The sequence below is a fragment of the Streptomyces sp. NPDC037271 genome (genome assembly GCF_055603605.1).
In genome coordinates, this window is record NZ_JBVJVN010000002.1 from 87777 (window position 1) to 103801 (window position 16025).

Genomic DNA, 16025 nt, shown 5'->3' on the forward strand with positions numbered 1-16025 from the left:
AAACCGGTAACCGTGAGCAACAGCTAAGGAGTACGACGCGTGTCCACTCTCTTCCCGGCCCTCTCCCCGGCCGCGACCGGCGCTCCGGCCGACCGGCCCGCCCTGCGGTTCGGCGAGCGCTCCCTGACGTACGCCCGACTGGCCGCCGCGGCGAGCGGCACGGCCGGCCGGATCCGGGGGGCCGGACGCGTCGCCGTCTGGGCGACCCCGGAGATGGAGACCGCCGTCGCCGTGGTGGCGGCACTGCTGGCCGGGGTGCCCGCCGTGCCGCTCAACCCGAAGTCCGGCGACAAGGAGCTCGCGCACATCCTCTCCGACAGCGAGCCGTCGCTCGTCCTGGCGCCCCCGGGGTGCGAACTCCCGCCCGCCCTGGGCGCCCTGGCGCGCGTCGACGTCGACGTGCACGCCACCGGGCCCGTCCCCGAGGACGGCCACGCCGACGACGGCGCCCCCGCCCTCGTCGTCTACACGTCCGGCACCACCGGCCCGCCCAAGGGCGCCGTCATCCCCCGGCGCGCGCTGGCGACGACGCTGGACGCGCTCGCCGACGCGTGGCAGTGGACCGCCGACGACGTGCTGGTGCAGGGGCTGCCGCTGTTCCACGTGCACGGACTGGTGCTCGGCGTCCTGGGACCGCTGCGGCGCGGCGGGTCCGTGCGGCACCTGGGCAGGTTCTCCACCGAGGGCGCGGCGCGGGAGCTGAACGACGGCGCGACGATGCTGTTCGGGGTGCCGACGATGTACCACCGGATCGCCGAGTCCCTCCCCGGCGACCCGGAGCTGGCGAAGGCGCTGGCCGGGGCCCGGCTGCTGGTCTCCGGGTCGGCCGCGCTGCCGGTGCACGACCACGAGCGGATCGCCGCCGCGACCGGCCGGCGGGTGATCGAGCGGTACGGCATGACGGAGACCCTCATGAACACCAGCGTGCGGGCGGACGGCGAGCCGCGCGCCGGGACCGTGGGCGTGCCGCTGCCCGGGGTGGAGCTGCGGCTCGTGGAGGACGACGGCACACCGATCACGGCGTGGGACGGGGAGAGCGTCGGCGAGATCCAGGTGCGCGGCGCGAACCTGTTCACCGAGTACCTCAACCGCCCGGACGCCACCGCCGCCGCCTTCACCGAGGACGGTTTCTTCCGCACCGGCGACATGGCGGTGCGCGACCCCGACGGCTATGTCCGCATCGTCGGCCGCAAGGCCACCGACCTGATCAAGAGCGGCGGGTACAAGATCGGGGCCGGTGAGATCGAGAACGCGCTCCTCGAGCACCCGGGGGTGCGCGAGGCGGCCGTCACCGGGGAGCCCGATCCGGACCTGGGCGAGCGGATCGTGGCGTGGATCGTCCCGGCCGAGCCCGCCGCGCCGCCCACGCTGGACGCGCTGGCCGACCACGTCGCGGGCCGGCTGGCCCCGCACAAGCGGCCCCGTGTCGTGCGGCACCTCGACTCGCTCCCCCGCAACGACATGGGGAAGATCATGAAGCGGGCGCTGGCTCATGACTGAACGGCTGTCCGCGCGGGAGTTCCTCGGTCTCCTCACCGAGGACTTCGCCGAACTCCCCCACCCGGCAGGGGGGTCGCCGCGGCCCGACGGCCCCCTCGGCTGGCACGGCTACGACGCCGCCCGCGCCCGCGCCGCCGAGCGCACCGGCGAGGAGGAGTCCGTCGTCTGCGGGACCGGGCACGTCCAGGGCGTGCGGGCCGTGCTCCTCGCCTTCGAGTTCGGCTTCCTCGGCGGCTCGCTGGGCAGCGCCACCGGCGACCGGCTGGAGGCGGCGTACACGTACGCCCGTGAACACCGGCTGCCGGTGGTGCCGCTGGTCGCCACCGGCGGCAGCCGGATGCAGGAGGGGATGCTCGCGCTGACCCAGCTCCAGCGGGTGGCGCGGCAGTCGGCGCTCACCCGGGAGGCCGGGCTGCCGCAGATCGCCGTCCTGCGCGACCCGGCCACCGGCGGCGGCTGGGCGACCCTGGGCGCGGGCGCCGACGTGACCCTCGCGCTGCCCGGCGCCCAGGTCGGCTTCGCCGGGTCCCGGGTCCGGCCGCCGGACGCCGACCCCGCGGCGTACACGGCCGAGGCGCAGGTGGCGGCGGGCAGCGCGGACGCCGTCGTACCGCCCGGGGAGCTGCGCGCGACGCTGGGCCGGTGGCTGCGGCTGCTGACGGCGCCGTCCGGCGAACCGGCGCCGGTGCCCGAGCCGCTGGGCTCGCGGGAGCCGCCGGTCAGCGGGTGGGACGCGGTCCGGCGGGCCCGCGCTCCCGAACGGCCGCGCGCCCGGGCGTACCTGGACGCCTACTTCGCCCACCGTGTCGCCCTCTCGGGCGACCGCTGCGGCGGCACCGACCCGGACGGCATGCTCTGCGGCTTCGGCGAGCACGCGGGGCGGACGGTGGCGTACGCCGCCCAGACCGGGACGGCGACGCGTCCCGCCGGGTACCGCACCGCCGCCCGGCTGATCCGCCTCGCGGACCGGCTCGGCGTTCCGGTGCTGACCCTGGTGGACACGCCGGGTGCGGCGAACGACGCGGAGGCGGAGCGGCAGGGCGCGGGTGCGGCGATCGCCGACCTGTTCGCGGCGGTGGCGTCGGCGCGCACACCGGTCACCACGCTGGTGATCGGCGAGGGCGGTTCGGGCGGGGCGCTGGCGCTGGCAGCGCCGGGCAGCACCTGGGCCACCCCGGACAGCTACTTCTCGGTCATCGCGCCGGAGCTCGCGGCGGCGATCCTGAAGCGCCCGCCGGAGGAGGTGGAGGCGACGGCCGGTCACCTCCGGCTGCGCCCCCAGGACTTGGCGGAACTCGGCGTGATCCGAACAGGCGATCAGTTGTTCCCTGGAACAGGTGATCGTCGCTCTGACGAGCGTATGTGACTACCGGGACCAACGATACTTACGGTGCGCAGGCAACGGGCTGCAGACCGTGGTTGACGCACATGTCCCAAGCAGTAGTAGGTCCCACACAGCACAGCGCAAGGAGCTGCACGATCATGAACCTTCTCACCGACATCCTCGCCGGCCTCGTCCACTTCGTCGGCTGGCTGGTCTGACGGTCCGGGAGACCAGGCGGCGCCGCCTCCCCGTCCCAGGGAGGCGGCGCCGTCCGCGTGTCAGCGCACGGCCACGGCCCGCACGATCTCCTGCGTGACCGAGCCGCCCCGGTCGTCGCGCGCGGAGGCCCGCAGCGAGACGTGCCCGGCGTCGCGGGGCACGCTCAGCGTCCCGTGCCAGGACGCCTCCCCGCCACCGCCGCGCAGCCGGACGTCCTGCCAGGTCTTGCCGTCGTCGTACGACACCTCCAGCTTCCCGCCGCCGATCGTCCCGGTGTCCGGGGCGCCGGCCACGTGTTCCGCGCCGATCCCGACCCGCAGCTTCTTCCCGCCGCGCACCTCGCCCGCGAGGTCGGTGTCCACGTCGAAGGAGAGGTTGATCAGCGGCAGGTGGGTCCAGCGGTCCTCCGGCGTGGCGGCCGAGCGGAAGGTCCACTCCGCGCGGCCCTCGGTCGCCGGCGACCAGCGCCCGGCGTCGAGCGCCGTCTCGGTGACGAGCGTGTACGTGCGCTCGTCGGCCGGCGCGTCCGACACGTACGCGGCGGAACTCGGCCCCTGGTCCACCAGCTCCCCGTCCAGGTACACGGACGTCGTCTGCGTCATCCCGCTGCCCTCGCTCCACACGTCGCCGAAGCCGGTGTGGTCGGGGCCGGAGTCGCCCCAGCCGGGCGCGTTGAACTGGAGCCGGTCGCCGATCCGCTGCTGGCCCCAGCCCAGCCCGGTGCCGAGGTAGGGGTGCCACACCGGCTTGAACCAGTTCAGGTCGGTGCGCGAGCCCCCCTCGTACCGGACCGTCCCCGACCGCTGCTCCAGCGCGCCGTCGGCGGTCGTCACGGACTCGTGCCACAGCTGGCCGGGCCCGGTCGACACGTACTCGGTGCGCTCGGCCGGGAAGTCGATCCGCTCCCGGAAGCCGAGGCCGACCGGGAAGGCGTCGGTGATCGAGTACCGGAACTCGCCGCCGCTCGCCGCCTCGGCCGCGTGGTACTTCGTCCGCAGCACGGCGAGGTCGCGGCGCCCGGGCTCGTAGGTGAGATCACGGTCGGGCACGGCGCCGCGGTGGCCTTCGGAGAGGTCGTACGTGTAGGGCGTGTTGCGCGTCCCGGTCATGTGGACCCGCCCCGCGTCCCGCAGCCGCTCCGCGTCCGCCGCGTCCACCGTGGCGATCTGCAGCGGCCGGTCGGCGTTGTCGGGCGTGCCCCACCACGACATCAGCCGTCCGGGGGCGTCGTCCGTCACGAACAGCGCCTTCGCGCCCGCGTCCTGGGCGGCCTGGGCGAGGGCGGCCGGTTCGGTGCCCTCGGTGAGCCGGGCGAGGACCGCCTTGCCCCGGACGCCGTCCGGGAAGGGCCCGTCCCCGACGTCGACCAGCGGCAGCCGGCTGCGCCCCTCGATCAGGGTGCCGCCCGACTGGACGACGGCCTCACCGATCCCCTTGACCTCCAGCACCGGCTTGCCCAGCCGCCACACGGTCCGGTACTCGAAGTCGCCCTCGGTGACCTTCTCGCCGGTGGGCGCGGCGAAGACGCTGTCGTACGTCAGGGGAACCTGGACCGCGCCGAACATGTCGGAGCCGTTCGCGCCGCGGTCGTACTCCATGAGCAGCTGCCGGGTCTCGGTGCGCTGGTCGACGTCGGCGCTGATCTCGCGCAGCTCGCGTCCGTCGAGGGTGATCTCGCGGTCCCGGTCGACGACGACCTCGGGCGCCGCGAGGAAGCCCAGTCCGAGCGAGTCGGCGCCGTGGCTGCCGCGCACGTCGAGGAAGGAGGTCAGGCTGTACGTCCCGGGGGCGAGGCGCAGCTCCAGGGTGCCGGAGTCACCGACGTGCGCGGGGACGGAGTCGGCGCCCTCGGCGAGGCGCTGGACGACCAGGTCGGCCGGGGTGGCGGCACCCGCCCGGTCCTTGACGTGCACGGTGAGCGTGTACCGCTCCTCCTCCTTGACCAGCCCGAACGCGGTGTGCGCGAGCGGCGTGCCGTCCGCGCCGGCGGCCACGATCCGGCCGCTCGTCGTCCCGACCGGGGCCTTGGCGCCGTCCCCGGTGACGGTGGTGGAGGCGGTGCCGTGCGCGGGCACGGTGAGCGCGGTGTCGGCGAGGGTGGCGACGCCCTCGGGGGCGCCCCGCACGGACAGCTTCAACTCGACGTCGGTGTCGGAGGAGTTGGTGTAGGTGACGGTGCGGGTGACCGGCTCGTTGGCGTCGTACGGCCACGAGTGGAAGCCGAGGTCGGCGCTTCCCGTCGCGGTGACCTCGGCGCCGATCGCGTCCGGCACGCTGACCCGGCCCGCGCCCAGCCGGTAGGCGGAGGCGTCGAGCTGCTTCGACGTGGACATCAGCGCGTCCTTGAGCTGCGCGCCGGTCCAGTCGGGGTGTTCCTCGGCGAGCAGGGCGGCCACGCCGGCGACGTGCGGCGTCGCCATCGACGTACCGTCCATGGAGGTGTAGTCGCCGCTGCCCTCGGCGAGCCGGGAGCGGGCGGCGAGGATGCCGACGCCCGGGGCGGACAGGTCGGGCTTGAGGGCGTTGTCCCCGTACCGGGGTCCGGCGCTGGTGAACCAGGCGGCCTGATCGGCGGGGTCGACGGCGCCCACGGTCAGGGCGGAGTCGGCGGCGCCGGGCGAGCCGATGGAGGACGGGGAGCCGGTGTTGCCGGCGGCGATGACGAACAGGGCGCCGGTCTCGCGGGACAGGGTGTTGACCGCCTGTGCCATGGGGTCGGTGCCGTCGCTGGGCTCGGTGGAGCCGAGGCTCATGGAGACGATGTCCGCGTCCACGTCCCGGGCGGCCCACTCCATGCCGGCGATGATCTCGGACTCGCTGCCCGTGCCCTGGTCGGACAGGACCTTGCCGACCGCGAGGGTGGCGCCGGGTGCGACGCCCTTCTCCTCGCCGTCGGAGGCCGCGCCGCTGCCGCCGACGGTGGAGGCGACGTGCGTGCCGTGGCCGTTGCGGTCGGCGACCTCCTCGCCCGCGATGAAGCTCCGGCTCTCGGCGACCCGCCCGGCGAGGTCGGGGTGGCCGGCGTCCACGCCGCTGTCCAGCACGGCCACGGTGACGCCCTTGCCGGTCAGCCCGGCCTGCCAGGCCTCGGGCGTGCCGATCTGCGCGTTGGACTCGGCCATCGCGGCGGTGACCCGCCCGTCGAGCCACACGCCGTCGATGCCGGCGCCGCGACGGGTGAATTCCCGCCAGAAAGCACGCCCCTTGCCGGCCTCGACGGCGGCGCCGCGCACGCTGGGCAGCGCACGGGTCCGCTCGGTGCCCCTCGGGGTGGCGGCCCGTACGCCCTTGTCGTAGGTCACGATCAGCGGCAGTTCGCCGGTCTCGGAGTCGGCGAGTCCCTGTTCCAGCAACTCGCCGACGTCGAAGAGCCGTTCGTCGAGGCTGCCGTCGCGCAGGTACGGCAGGGCCTCGTCCGGTACGACGGTGGTCCGGCCGCCGGACCGGCGGGTGTGCACGGCGCCGGTGGCGCCCTCGGGCCGCTCGACCGTCACGGTCTGCCGACCGCCGCCGAGGTCGGCGACGGTCACCCGGTCGCCGGTGACGAGGGTGACGGTGCGGGCGGCGGCCGCGGCCGTCCGGGCCGTGGTGGCCGGGGTGCGCGCCGTGTCCGGGGGAGGCTCCTGCGCCGCCGCCGTCCCGGCCGGCAGCAGCGCGATCACGAGCCCCGCCGACAGGAGGGTCGCTCCGCGTCTGACTGGTCCTCTGTTCATCCACGCCTTCCTTCGTATCGTCGTACAGTTCCGCGACGAGTGCTGCGAGCAGTCTCAGGGGCCCTGTGGGGCACGGCAGTTGACGAGAGGTGGCGGATTGACGCCCTGGCGGGTTTCCGCCAGAGGCGCGAGGGACCAGCGGTGGAACACGGGACACGGCCAAGTACCGTCCGTCACAATGGTGTTTCGCACAGGCACGTACGGCACACGGGGAGCGAGCGACGGCATGGACGGGTTGGTCGAGTTCAAGACCGAGGACGGCGTGCGCGTGGTCGTCGAGGGCGTCGAGGACGAGGACGGGGCGCGGCTGGTCTCGCGCGGCGACGGGCCGGCCCGGGCGGCACGCACCTTCGAGAGCTCCCTGGACGGCGTCCGGGCGGCGGCCGAGTCCGCGCTGCGGGTCTTCCGGGACGGCTCGCTCAGGCCCGACTCGGTGGAGCTGGAGTTCGGGGTGAAGCTGAGCGCGGAGGCCGGCGCGGTCATCGCCAAGGGGTCGGCGGAAGGCCACCTGGTCGTGAGACTGAACTGGTCGCCGGAGCCGGGGCCCGAACGCCCCGCGCACCCCCGGGGCCCGGAAGCCGCCGGCCGGTCATGAGCGGCGCCGCGTGGCATGCCCGCGTCGAGTGCGGCAAGGAGGTCGGCGCCGGATTCCTCGTCACCGCCCGCCGGCTGCTCACCTGCGCCCATGTCGTGCGGTGGAGCGAGAGCGCGCCGGTCACCGTGACCTTCCCCGGCCGCCGGGAACTGGGCGAGCTGTCCGCCACCGTCGCCGTGCACGGCGGCTGGCGGGGCGGCGCCGCCGACCCCGGCGACCTCGCCGTACTGGAACTGGACCGCGAAGTCCCGCTCACCCCGGCCGCGTTCGCCCGGCCCGGCGCGGAACGGACCGGCCCCGCCCCCGAGCTGGTCGCCTACGGCTTCCCCAAGGGGTACGACGAGGGCATGCTCGCCTCCTACCGCGCCCTGCCCGGCCCGCTCATCTCGGACGAATGGGTCCAGCTGGAGGCCCTCACCGGGCACGGGCAGCCACTGGCGGGCGGGTTCAGCGGGGCGGCGGCGACACTCGCCGACGGCACGGTCGTCGGTATGGTCTCCGCGGTCGCGGGCGCCAAGGACGTGCGGGTCGGCCGGATGCTGCCGGTCGAGGTCATGGCGCGCTACTGGCCGGAGCTCGGCGAACTCGTGCCCACGCCCGGCCACCGGGCGGACGCGCGCAGACGGCTGTACGCGCTGGTGCGCCAAGCCGAGGACACCGGCCTGAGCTGCGATCCGAACCGGCTGTACGTCTCCGCGACGGACGCCTTCGACCCGCCGCCCCCGGACGGGGGTTTCGCCTCCCTGTGGGAAGCCGCAGCCTACGTGCAGTGGGAGGTGCCGGAACCGGGTGCCGTGGCCCGGTTCGCCGACCGGCTGGAGGAACGGCTGGCCCACCGGCCGCACACCCCTCCGCCGCGCCCCGCGACGTGGTCGCCCATCGTCGTGGAGATCGACCACAGCGGAGCCGGCCCCGACCAGGTCACCGTCGAGGTGTCCGCGTACCGGGACGGACAGCGCCGCCCGGTGGGCACGCGCCGGCTGGCCCGCGGCGCGGTGCGGGCGTACGTGCAGGAGCGCATCGACGAGGCGTTCACCCAGCTCGATCCCGGCGCCGACGAGCTGCTCACGTTCGTACTGCCGCGCGAGTGGCTGAACGCGCCGGTGGCGCACTGGGCCTGCGGCGAGGACGACCCCACACCGCTCGGCTGCGCGTACCCGCTCGTGGTGACCGACCGCCACCGCCACCGCAGCGGACGGCTCCGCCACCAGCTGCGCAAGAAGTGGCGCAAGCTCGGGGCCGGCACGGGCGGCACCCTGCACCGCGTCGACTGCGGCACCCGGGAGCGGCCGGCCGGCCTGCGCAAGCGGCTGCGGGACGACGCGGAGCTGGCCGGTTTCGCCACCAGTCCCGAGACGGCACGGGAGTACTTCGAGGTCGGTGTCAACGTCCCCGTCCCCGTGCTGCTGTGGCCGCGCACGGGCTGCCCGCGCGACGGGCACGACGGCCCCTGCTCCGGCACGGCGTTCCTCGACGAACTCGCCGTGTCCGTGGCGGATGTGCCACCGTCCGAGCTTCCCCGCCTGGTCATGGAGCTGCGCGAGACGGCGGAGGCGGCCGACGCCCCGGACGAGCACTGGGCGCGGGACGTCCAGCTGCTGTGGGACGACCCCCGCTGCTTCGCCGAACCCACCGCCCTGCTGCACTCACCCGTCGGCTGAACCACCCGCCGGCCGAACCACCCACCACACCGAACCACCCACAACACCGGACCGCCCGCACCACACCGAACCGCCCGCCACACCGAACCGCACACCGAACCGCCCGCCACACCGACCGCACACCGCGGAACCGCCCGCCGAACCCCACACCGCCGACCCACCGCCGCCGGACACCACCGCGGAACCGCCCGCCGCACCCAACCACCCACCGCACCACCTGAGGCACCGCCCGCCGTTCCACCGACGCTCCACCCGCCGCCGAACAGATCGCTCGGAGAGAAGAACCATGCCCCTGTGGCCCGTCTACACCGGCGCGCCGGCCCCTCACGACGGCATCACCAAGCTGCCCCCTCCCCCGCCCTGGCGTGCCTTCGACGGCCGCCCCGTGCTCGACCCGCCGGACGAGGACGGCGACGCCGCCACCGCCTCGCCCGACCGCGCCCACCGTGCCGCGACCTACCAGGCCACCGAGCACACCGTGCAACTGGTCAACGCGGCCCTGTACCTGCGGCGCCCGCTGCTGGTCACCGGCCCGCCCGGCACCGGCAAGTCGTCCCTCGCCTACGCGGTCGCCCGCGAACTGCGGCTCGGCCCGGTCCTCAGGTGGAACATCACCAGCCGCAGCACCCTCCACGACGGCCTCTACACGTACGACCCGCTCTCCCGCCTGTACGCGGCCCGCCACACCGCGGACCGGCCCGGCGACCCGGCGGCCGGGGCGGGCATCGAGAACCACCTGCGCCTCGGCCCGCTCGGCACCGCCCTGCTCCCCTACGCCCGCCCGCGCGCGCTGCTCATCGACGAGATCGACAAGAGCGACCTCGACCTGCCGAACGACCTGCTGCACGTCCTGGAGGAGGGGCAGTACGAGATCCCCGAACTCGTGCGGGCCTCCCGGGACACCCCCGACGGGCGTGCCGAGGTCCTCATCGACGGCACCGACCAGCGGGTTCCGGTGGAGCGCGGCCGGGTCCGCTGCAAGGCCTTCCCCTTCATCGTCCTCACCAGCAACGGCGAACGCGAGTTCCCGCCCGCCTTCCTGCGCCGCTGCGTCTCGCTCCGCCTGCGGCAGCCGGACGACGACCAGCTCTCCGAGATCGTCCGCGCCCACCTGGGCGAGCCCGACGGGTACGCGCAGCGGCTGATCGACCGGTTCCTGTCCCGGGTGGGCAGCGGCGAACTGGCCACGGACCAGTTGCTCAACGCGATCTACCTGGCCCGTTCCTCCGGTCTGGGCACCGACTCGCTCGACGAGCTGGCCCAGCAGCTGATGCCGTACCTGGGCCGGTCCCCGCAACCCGACGCCTTCTGATGCCGTCCGACCGCTCCGGCTCGCCGGAACCCCTGCACCGCCTGGCCGACATCCTCGGCCGGGCGGCCTCGGGCGTCCGCCCGACCCCGCTGGAGCTGGCCGAACTCCTGTGGCTGGCCGGGCAGATGGACCCCCCGGCGCAGGACCCGCCGGACACGGTGGACCCGTCGGACCCGGCGGCCCCGACGACTGAGACGGACCCCCCGGAGCCGACACCGCCCGCGCCCGACCCGGCACCGGAGCGGGACCGGCAGCCGCGACCGGAGCACCGGCCCCCGCCCGGCCTGCCGACGGGACCGCCTCCCGTACCGCGGGCCCCCCGCACCCCCCTGCGCCTGCCGTCCCCGGCCCCCGCCCCGGGGACGTCGGCGGCCGAACCGCACAGCGCCCTGCTCGCGCCCGCCCCGCCGATGCTGCCCCACCCCCTGGCGCTGCAACGCTCCCTGCGCCCGCTGAAGCGCCGTACCGACGCCCCGGTGGGGCGCGAGGTGGACGAACACGCGACCGTCGACCGCATCGCCCGGCTGGGCGCCGGACCCGAGTGGTGGCTGCCGGTACTGCGGCCCGTGCGGGAGCGCTGGCTGCGGCTGGACCTGGTGCACGACGCGGGCCCCACGATGCCCGTCTGGAACCCCCTGGTGCGCGAACTGCACACCGCCCTCGCCCAGTCGGGCGTCTTCCGCACCGTCACCCTGCACCGCGCGGAACCCGACGGCACCGTCCGCGGCGACGGCACCCACGCGCCCGCCGACGGCCGTACGGTCACGCTGCTGATCAGCGACTGCATGGGGCCGCAGTGGCGTGCGGGCCCGGCCGGCACCGCGTGGTTCGGCACGCTGCGGCGCTGGGCGCACCGGACACCCCTGGCCGTCCTCCAGCCGCTCCCCGAACACCTGTGGCGGGACACCGCCCTGCCGCCGGTGCCGGGCCGGCTGTCGGCCCCGCACCGGGCCGCGCCCAGCGCGTCGCTCGCCTTCACGCCGTACGACAGCGCCGCGCCCCGCGCGCCCGAGGACGCCGTACACCTGCCCGTACTGGAACCGGGACCCGAGTGGCTGGCGAACTGGGCCGCGCTGGTGGCGAGTCCGGGCGGCACCGAGTACCCGGGCGCGGCCGCCGCACTGCACCGTCCGCTGCCGGCCGACGCCGACGACCGCACCGACCTGACGCGGCTGTCCGCCGAGGAGCTGGTCCTGCGCTTTCGCGCGAGTGCGTCGCCGGAGGCCTTCCGGCTGGCCGGCCACCTCGCGCTCGGGCGCCCGGACCTGCCCGTGATGCGGCTGGTGCAGGCCGCCGTGGAGCCGCACCCGCTCCCCCGGCACCTGGCCGAGGTCATCCTCAGCGGCCTGCTCACCACGGTCCCCGGGCCGCCCGGCTCGTACGCGTTCCGCCCCGGTGTACGCGACCTCCTGCTGCGCGGTCTGCCCCGTACCGCCCGCGACCGCACCCACGAGCTGCTGCTGCGGACCGGGGGCCTGATCGACCAGCGGGCGGGACGCTCACCCGGCGAGTTCCGCGCGCTGATCCCCGCCCGGGACGGCACCGAGCGGGCCGACGGGAGCGAGCCGTTCGCGGCGATCAGCCAGGAGAGCGCGCGGCAGCTGGCGGCGCGGCCGCGCCCCCCGGCCGCGTCGCCCTTCCCGCCCGCGCTGGGCGCCCGCTACCGGCCGGTGCGACGGCTCACGCCGACCGGGAGGATGTGGCTGGCCGAGGACACCGGGACGAACCGGACGGTGACGGTCCGGCTGCACGACGCGGACACCGACCCCGCCTCGCGCCGGGCGTTCCTGCGGGACGCGGGCCGCCTCACGGAGATCGCCCACCCGAATCTGGTGACCGTCCTCGACCGCGGCATCGAGGACGACATCCCGTACGTCGTCATGGAGCATCTCGACGGCATCGCCCTGAACGCCCTCGTACGGTCGGGCGGCGGACGGCTGCCGGTGCCGCTGACGGTGTCGGTGGGGGCGCAGCTGGCGCGGGCGCTCACCGCCCTGCACCGGGCGGGCGTCACGCACGGCGGTCTGGAGGCGTCCCGGGTGGTCCTCCTGCCGGACGGCACGGTCCGGCTCAGCCTCTTCGAACCGGGGCGCACGTCCGGCCCGGCCGGCCGCTCCGAGGACCTGCGAGCCCTGTGCGACGTCCTGCTGCTGCTGACGTCGGGGACCTCGCGCCTGACCCTCCCGGTCGACTCCCACCGCCTCGACAGGCTCCCCGGCGCCCTGCGCATCCACTACGCGCACGCCTTCGACCAGCTGATGTCCGCCTCGGCCGCGTCGCAGGCCCAGGGCCTCGGGCTGCTCGCCGACCCGCAGCTGCCCGCCCGGGCGGCCGAGGCGTACGAGCGGCGCCGGTACCGCGTCCTCGGACCGCTACGGGTCGACCTCCCCGACGGCTCCCCCGACCTGTCGCCGGACGTCCGCGCGCTGCTCGCCATGCTGCTGCTCAAGCACGGCCGCACGGTGACCCACGAGGAGCTGCGGTGGGGGCTGTGGGACCCGGGCGACGAGCCGCGCGACCCGCGGGCCGAGGTGACCCGGCTGGCCACACGTCTGGCGGAGGTCCTGGGCCCCGGCGTACTGGCGCGGCCCGCCCACGGCTACGCGCTGCACACCAGCGCCGACCAGGTGGACGTGGTGCACTGCGACGAGCTGGTGCGACGCGCCGACGCGGCGGGACAGGAGGGCGCGCACACCGATGCCCGCGTCCACGTCACCGAGGCGCTGGCGCTCTGGCACGGTGCCGAGCCGCTCGCGGACGTGCCCGGCCCCGCCGCCCGCACCGCCCGCACCCGCCTGACGCGGCTCCGCCTCGCCCTGCACACCAAGCGCGCCGAACTCGACCTGTCCCTCGGCGAGTACGACCGGGCCTCCGCCGACCTGGCCGGCCTGCTGCACGCCCACCCGCACCGGGAGGACTTCCGCCGCCTGTACCTGATCGCGCTGCGCCGCCAGGGCCGGGGCGAGGAGGCCCTGGCGGTGTACGAGGAGTACGAACTGTCCGGGGGGCGCAGCCCCGCTCTGCTGGCCCTGGGCCGGGAACTGCGCGAGGAGCACGACGAGCCGGCGGACGACGCTCCGTGGCAGGCGTACGAGGAACCGCCGCACGCGGACGGAACGCACGGCGCCGTGTCCGCGCCGGACGAGCTCGCGGAGGGCCCCTTCCCTACGGAGGACGGTCTGTGGACGCCACTGCTGGGCACGGAGGAGGGCCCGACCGAGGAGGCACTGGAGACGGCCGAAGTGATCGCCGCGAGCGCCCCGTGGGGGGACGGTCCCTTCTACGACCCGGACCTCGAGCCCGAAGTGGCCCGGGAGCAGGCCGAGATCCTGATGGAGGCCTACGCGGATGCCGAGGCGGAGTTCGAGGAGTCCGAGAGGGAGTCCGAGAGGGACGACGCCGACTTCGACACCGACTTCCGCGACTGCGCCCGCTACTCGTTCGCCGACGCCCCCCGGGGCGCCGAGGCCCGCACGGCGCTCCACCGGGTGGTCACGGACCTGCTGACGGACAGCGGACTCGCCGGCGACTCCTACGAACTCCTGGACGACCGGGAGGGCCTCCTCGTACTGCTGGCGCCACGGGTGGAGGCCTCCCGTCTCCTCCGGGCGACCGTGGAGGGCCTGCCCGGGCGGCTGGCGCACGTGGGCGGCCTGCGGCTGCGGGCGGAGTTCTGGCAGGTGGAGTTCCGGCCGGACGGCAGCGAGGAGCAGGCCTTCCGCGCGGACGCCGAGTCGGTCGGCGCGGCACTGGACGCCTCCGGCGCCCAGGCGATCGTCGCCCTCGCGGACTCCCTGTACCACGACGTGTCGTTCGCGGAGGGACAGGACGGCCCCGCCTTCGCCCCGGGCCTGTTCCGGCCGCTGGCCGACGGCACGGGCTGGTACCGCCCGGTCGGGGGTACCGGGCCCCGCAGCGGCTCGGCGCCGCCCCCGGGGAGCGGGCGCTGATCGCTTCCCCCCGCCGCCGGGCGGTCCGCCGGCCACCGGGTCGCCGGGCAGTCCGCCGTCCATCGGCCACCGGGTCGCCGGGCAGTCCGCCGTCCATCGGCCGCTGGGGGGTGCCGAGCGGGACCGGCGGGACCCGCGACCGCCGCTCACCGCGGCCGGGAAACCGCCGGCCGCCCCCCATTCAGCGGCCCCCCGCCCGGCCCCCTCCGAGGGGCGCCCGGCCCGGCCCCCGCGCACGATGCCTGAGAGGCGGGGCCGCCGGGCGGCCCCGCACGGTCCGTGCTCTCGGGAGGCTCCGCCATGACCGCCAGTACCGCCAGTCTGGAGCAGCTGCGCCGCTGCCACTTCGCCGTCGACCTGGGCGCGGCGCGGACCCGCGTGTACGTCAAGGGCGTCGGGCTCGTCGTCGACCAGCCGTCCGCCGCCGCGGTCAACACCCGTACCGGCGCGCTCATCGCGGTCGGTGAGTTCGCCGAGAAGATGACCGGCCGCACCCCCGGCTACATCCGCGTCGTCCGGCCCATCTCCGGTGGCACGGTCGTCGACATCGAGATGGCCCAGCGCATGCTGCGGCACCTGCTGGGCGACAAGATCCGCCGCGCCCTGCGCCGCAAGCCCCGGCTGCGGGCCGCCGTCTGCACCCCGCACGGCGCCGATCCGCTGGCCCAGCGGGCGTCGGTCGAGACGCTGGTCGGGCTCGGCGCGCGCCGCGTGGAACTCGTCGACACGCTGATCGCCGCGGCGGTGGGCTGCGGACTGCCCGTCGAACAGCCCGAAGCGACGATGGTCATGGTGTGCGGGGCGCACGCCACGCAGGTCGCGGTGCTCTCCCTGGGCTCGATCGTGGCGGCCGAGCGCATCCCGGTCGGCGGTGAGGCCGTCGACAACGCGATCGTGCAGCACCTGCGCCTCCAACACGAACTGATGCTGCCCAGCCAGTCCGTGCGCCCGCTGCAGCTCACCCTGTCCGACAACGGGCTCACCCCGCAGGGTCCGTCCTCCACCGAGATCCACGGCCGGGACGTGGCGACCGGCCTGGCGCGCAGCGTGCGGGTCGACACCGCCGCCGTGCGCAACGCCATCCAGACGCCGCTGACGGCCGTGTTCGACGGCATCGGCAAGGTGCTGCGGGACTGCCCGCCGGACCTGGTGGCGGACCTCGCCGACCGCGGGATCATGATGGTCGGCGGGAGCGCGCTGCTGCCCGGCTTCGACCAGATGCTGCGCAAGGCCACGGGCATGCCGGTGCACATCGCGGAGCGGCCCGACGTGTGCGCGGTCCAGGGCCTCGGCACCATGCTGGAGGGCCGGGTCGAGCCGCTGGCCCTGCACACGACGTCGTCCGACTGATCCCCTGCGGGAAGCCGGCACAGACGGAGCGGACGAAGCGGACGCAGCTGACGAAACAGCCGGAGCAACCGGGATGGCCGAGGAAGCCGGCCGGACGACCTCGCGGAAGGCGCCACCAGGCTGACCGCCGCCGCCTCGGCGGTCCCGACCGCCACCGTCCCCGGCCGGAACGGCATCACCCGCCATCCTCACCCGGGCCGGGCCGGGCCGGGCCAGCCGTCCGACGCGACCGCCGCCTCGCCGGACGGCCGGCAGGCAGGGCGGGTGGGACAGGGAGGGACAGGGAGGGAGAAAGGCCCGCCGGAGACGGCGGGCAGCGCCTTTACCCATCCCGGAGCCGGTCATTCCCCGGCCCCGGGTGTAGTCCGTCGTCCGGCGGGCAGGTGCACCCACAGCGCCGC

8 protein-coding genes are annotated in these 16025 nt (G+C 75.6%); 7 read left to right on the forward strand and 1 reads right to left on the reverse strand.

The window, feature by feature from the left end:
• The first annotated feature begins 39 nt into the window (after positions 1-39).
• Together ACZ7G3_RS05160 and ACZ7G3_RS05165 are read left to right on the forward strand one after the other, a co-directional pair.
• Positions 40-1500 carry an acyl-CoA synthetase gene (locus ACZ7G3_RS05160; protein ID WP_470923300.1) on the forward strand — a complete coding sequence of 487 codons (1461 nt, stop codon included), beginning with the start codon at positions 40-42 and terminating at the stop codon, positions 1498-1500.
• Complete coding sequence (locus ACZ7G3_RS05165; RefSeq protein WP_470923302.1) at positions 1493-2866, forward strand: carboxyl transferase domain-containing protein; 1374 nt, start codon at positions 1493-1495, stop codon at positions 2864-2866. The genes ACZ7G3_RS05160 and ACZ7G3_RS05165 overlap by 8 nt, the downstream gene beginning before the upstream one ends.
• A 236-nt stretch (positions 2867-3102) precedes the next feature.
• Here ACZ7G3_RS05165 and ACZ7G3_RS05170 read toward each other — a convergent pair whose 3' ends face one another.
• On the reverse strand, positions 3103-6756 hold the full coding sequence (locus tag ACZ7G3_RS05170) for a S8 family serine peptidase (protein ID WP_470923304.1): 3654 nt from the start codon (positions 6754-6756) through the stop codon (positions 3103-3105).
• 226 nt (positions 6757-6982) lie between these two features.
• Here ACZ7G3_RS05170 and ACZ7G3_RS05175 point away from each other — a divergent pair, with 226 nt between their 5' ends.
• From ACZ7G3_RS05175 to ACZ7G3_RS05195, 5 genes are all read left to right on the forward strand, one after another.
• Positions 6983-7351 carry a CU044_2847 family protein gene (locus ACZ7G3_RS05175; RefSeq protein ID WP_470923968.1) on the forward strand — a complete coding sequence of 123 codons (369 nt, stop codon included), beginning with the start codon at positions 6983-6985 and terminating at the stop codon, positions 7349-7351.
• The gene (locus ACZ7G3_RS05180; protein ID WP_470923305.1) at positions 7348-9012 is read left to right on the forward strand and encodes a VMAP-C domain-containing protein; all 1665 of its coding nucleotides are present in this window, start codon (positions 7348-7350) and stop codon (positions 9010-9012) included. The genes ACZ7G3_RS05175 and ACZ7G3_RS05180 overlap by 4 nt, the downstream gene beginning before the upstream one ends.
• Before the next feature lie 286 nt (positions 9013-9298).
• Positions 9299-10324, forward strand: coding sequence for an AAA family ATPase (locus ACZ7G3_RS05185; RefSeq protein WP_426598760.1), 1026 nt, complete (start codon positions 9299-9301; stop codon positions 10322-10324).
• Positions 10324-14274 (forward strand): SAV_2336 N-terminal domain-related protein, encoded by a 3951-nt coding sequence (locus ACZ7G3_RS05190; RefSeq protein WP_470923307.1) that lies wholly within the window; start codon positions 10324-10326, stop codon positions 14272-14274. The genes ACZ7G3_RS05185 and ACZ7G3_RS05190 overlap by 1 nt, the downstream gene beginning before the upstream one ends.
• Before the next feature lie 300 nt (positions 14275-14574).
• Positions 14575-15624 carry a rod shape-determining protein gene (locus tag ACZ7G3_RS05195; protein ID WP_426598758.1) on the forward strand — a complete coding sequence of 350 codons (1050 nt, stop codon included), beginning with the start codon at positions 14575-14577 and terminating at the stop codon, positions 15622-15624.
• Positions 15625-16025 lie beyond the last annotated feature (401 nt).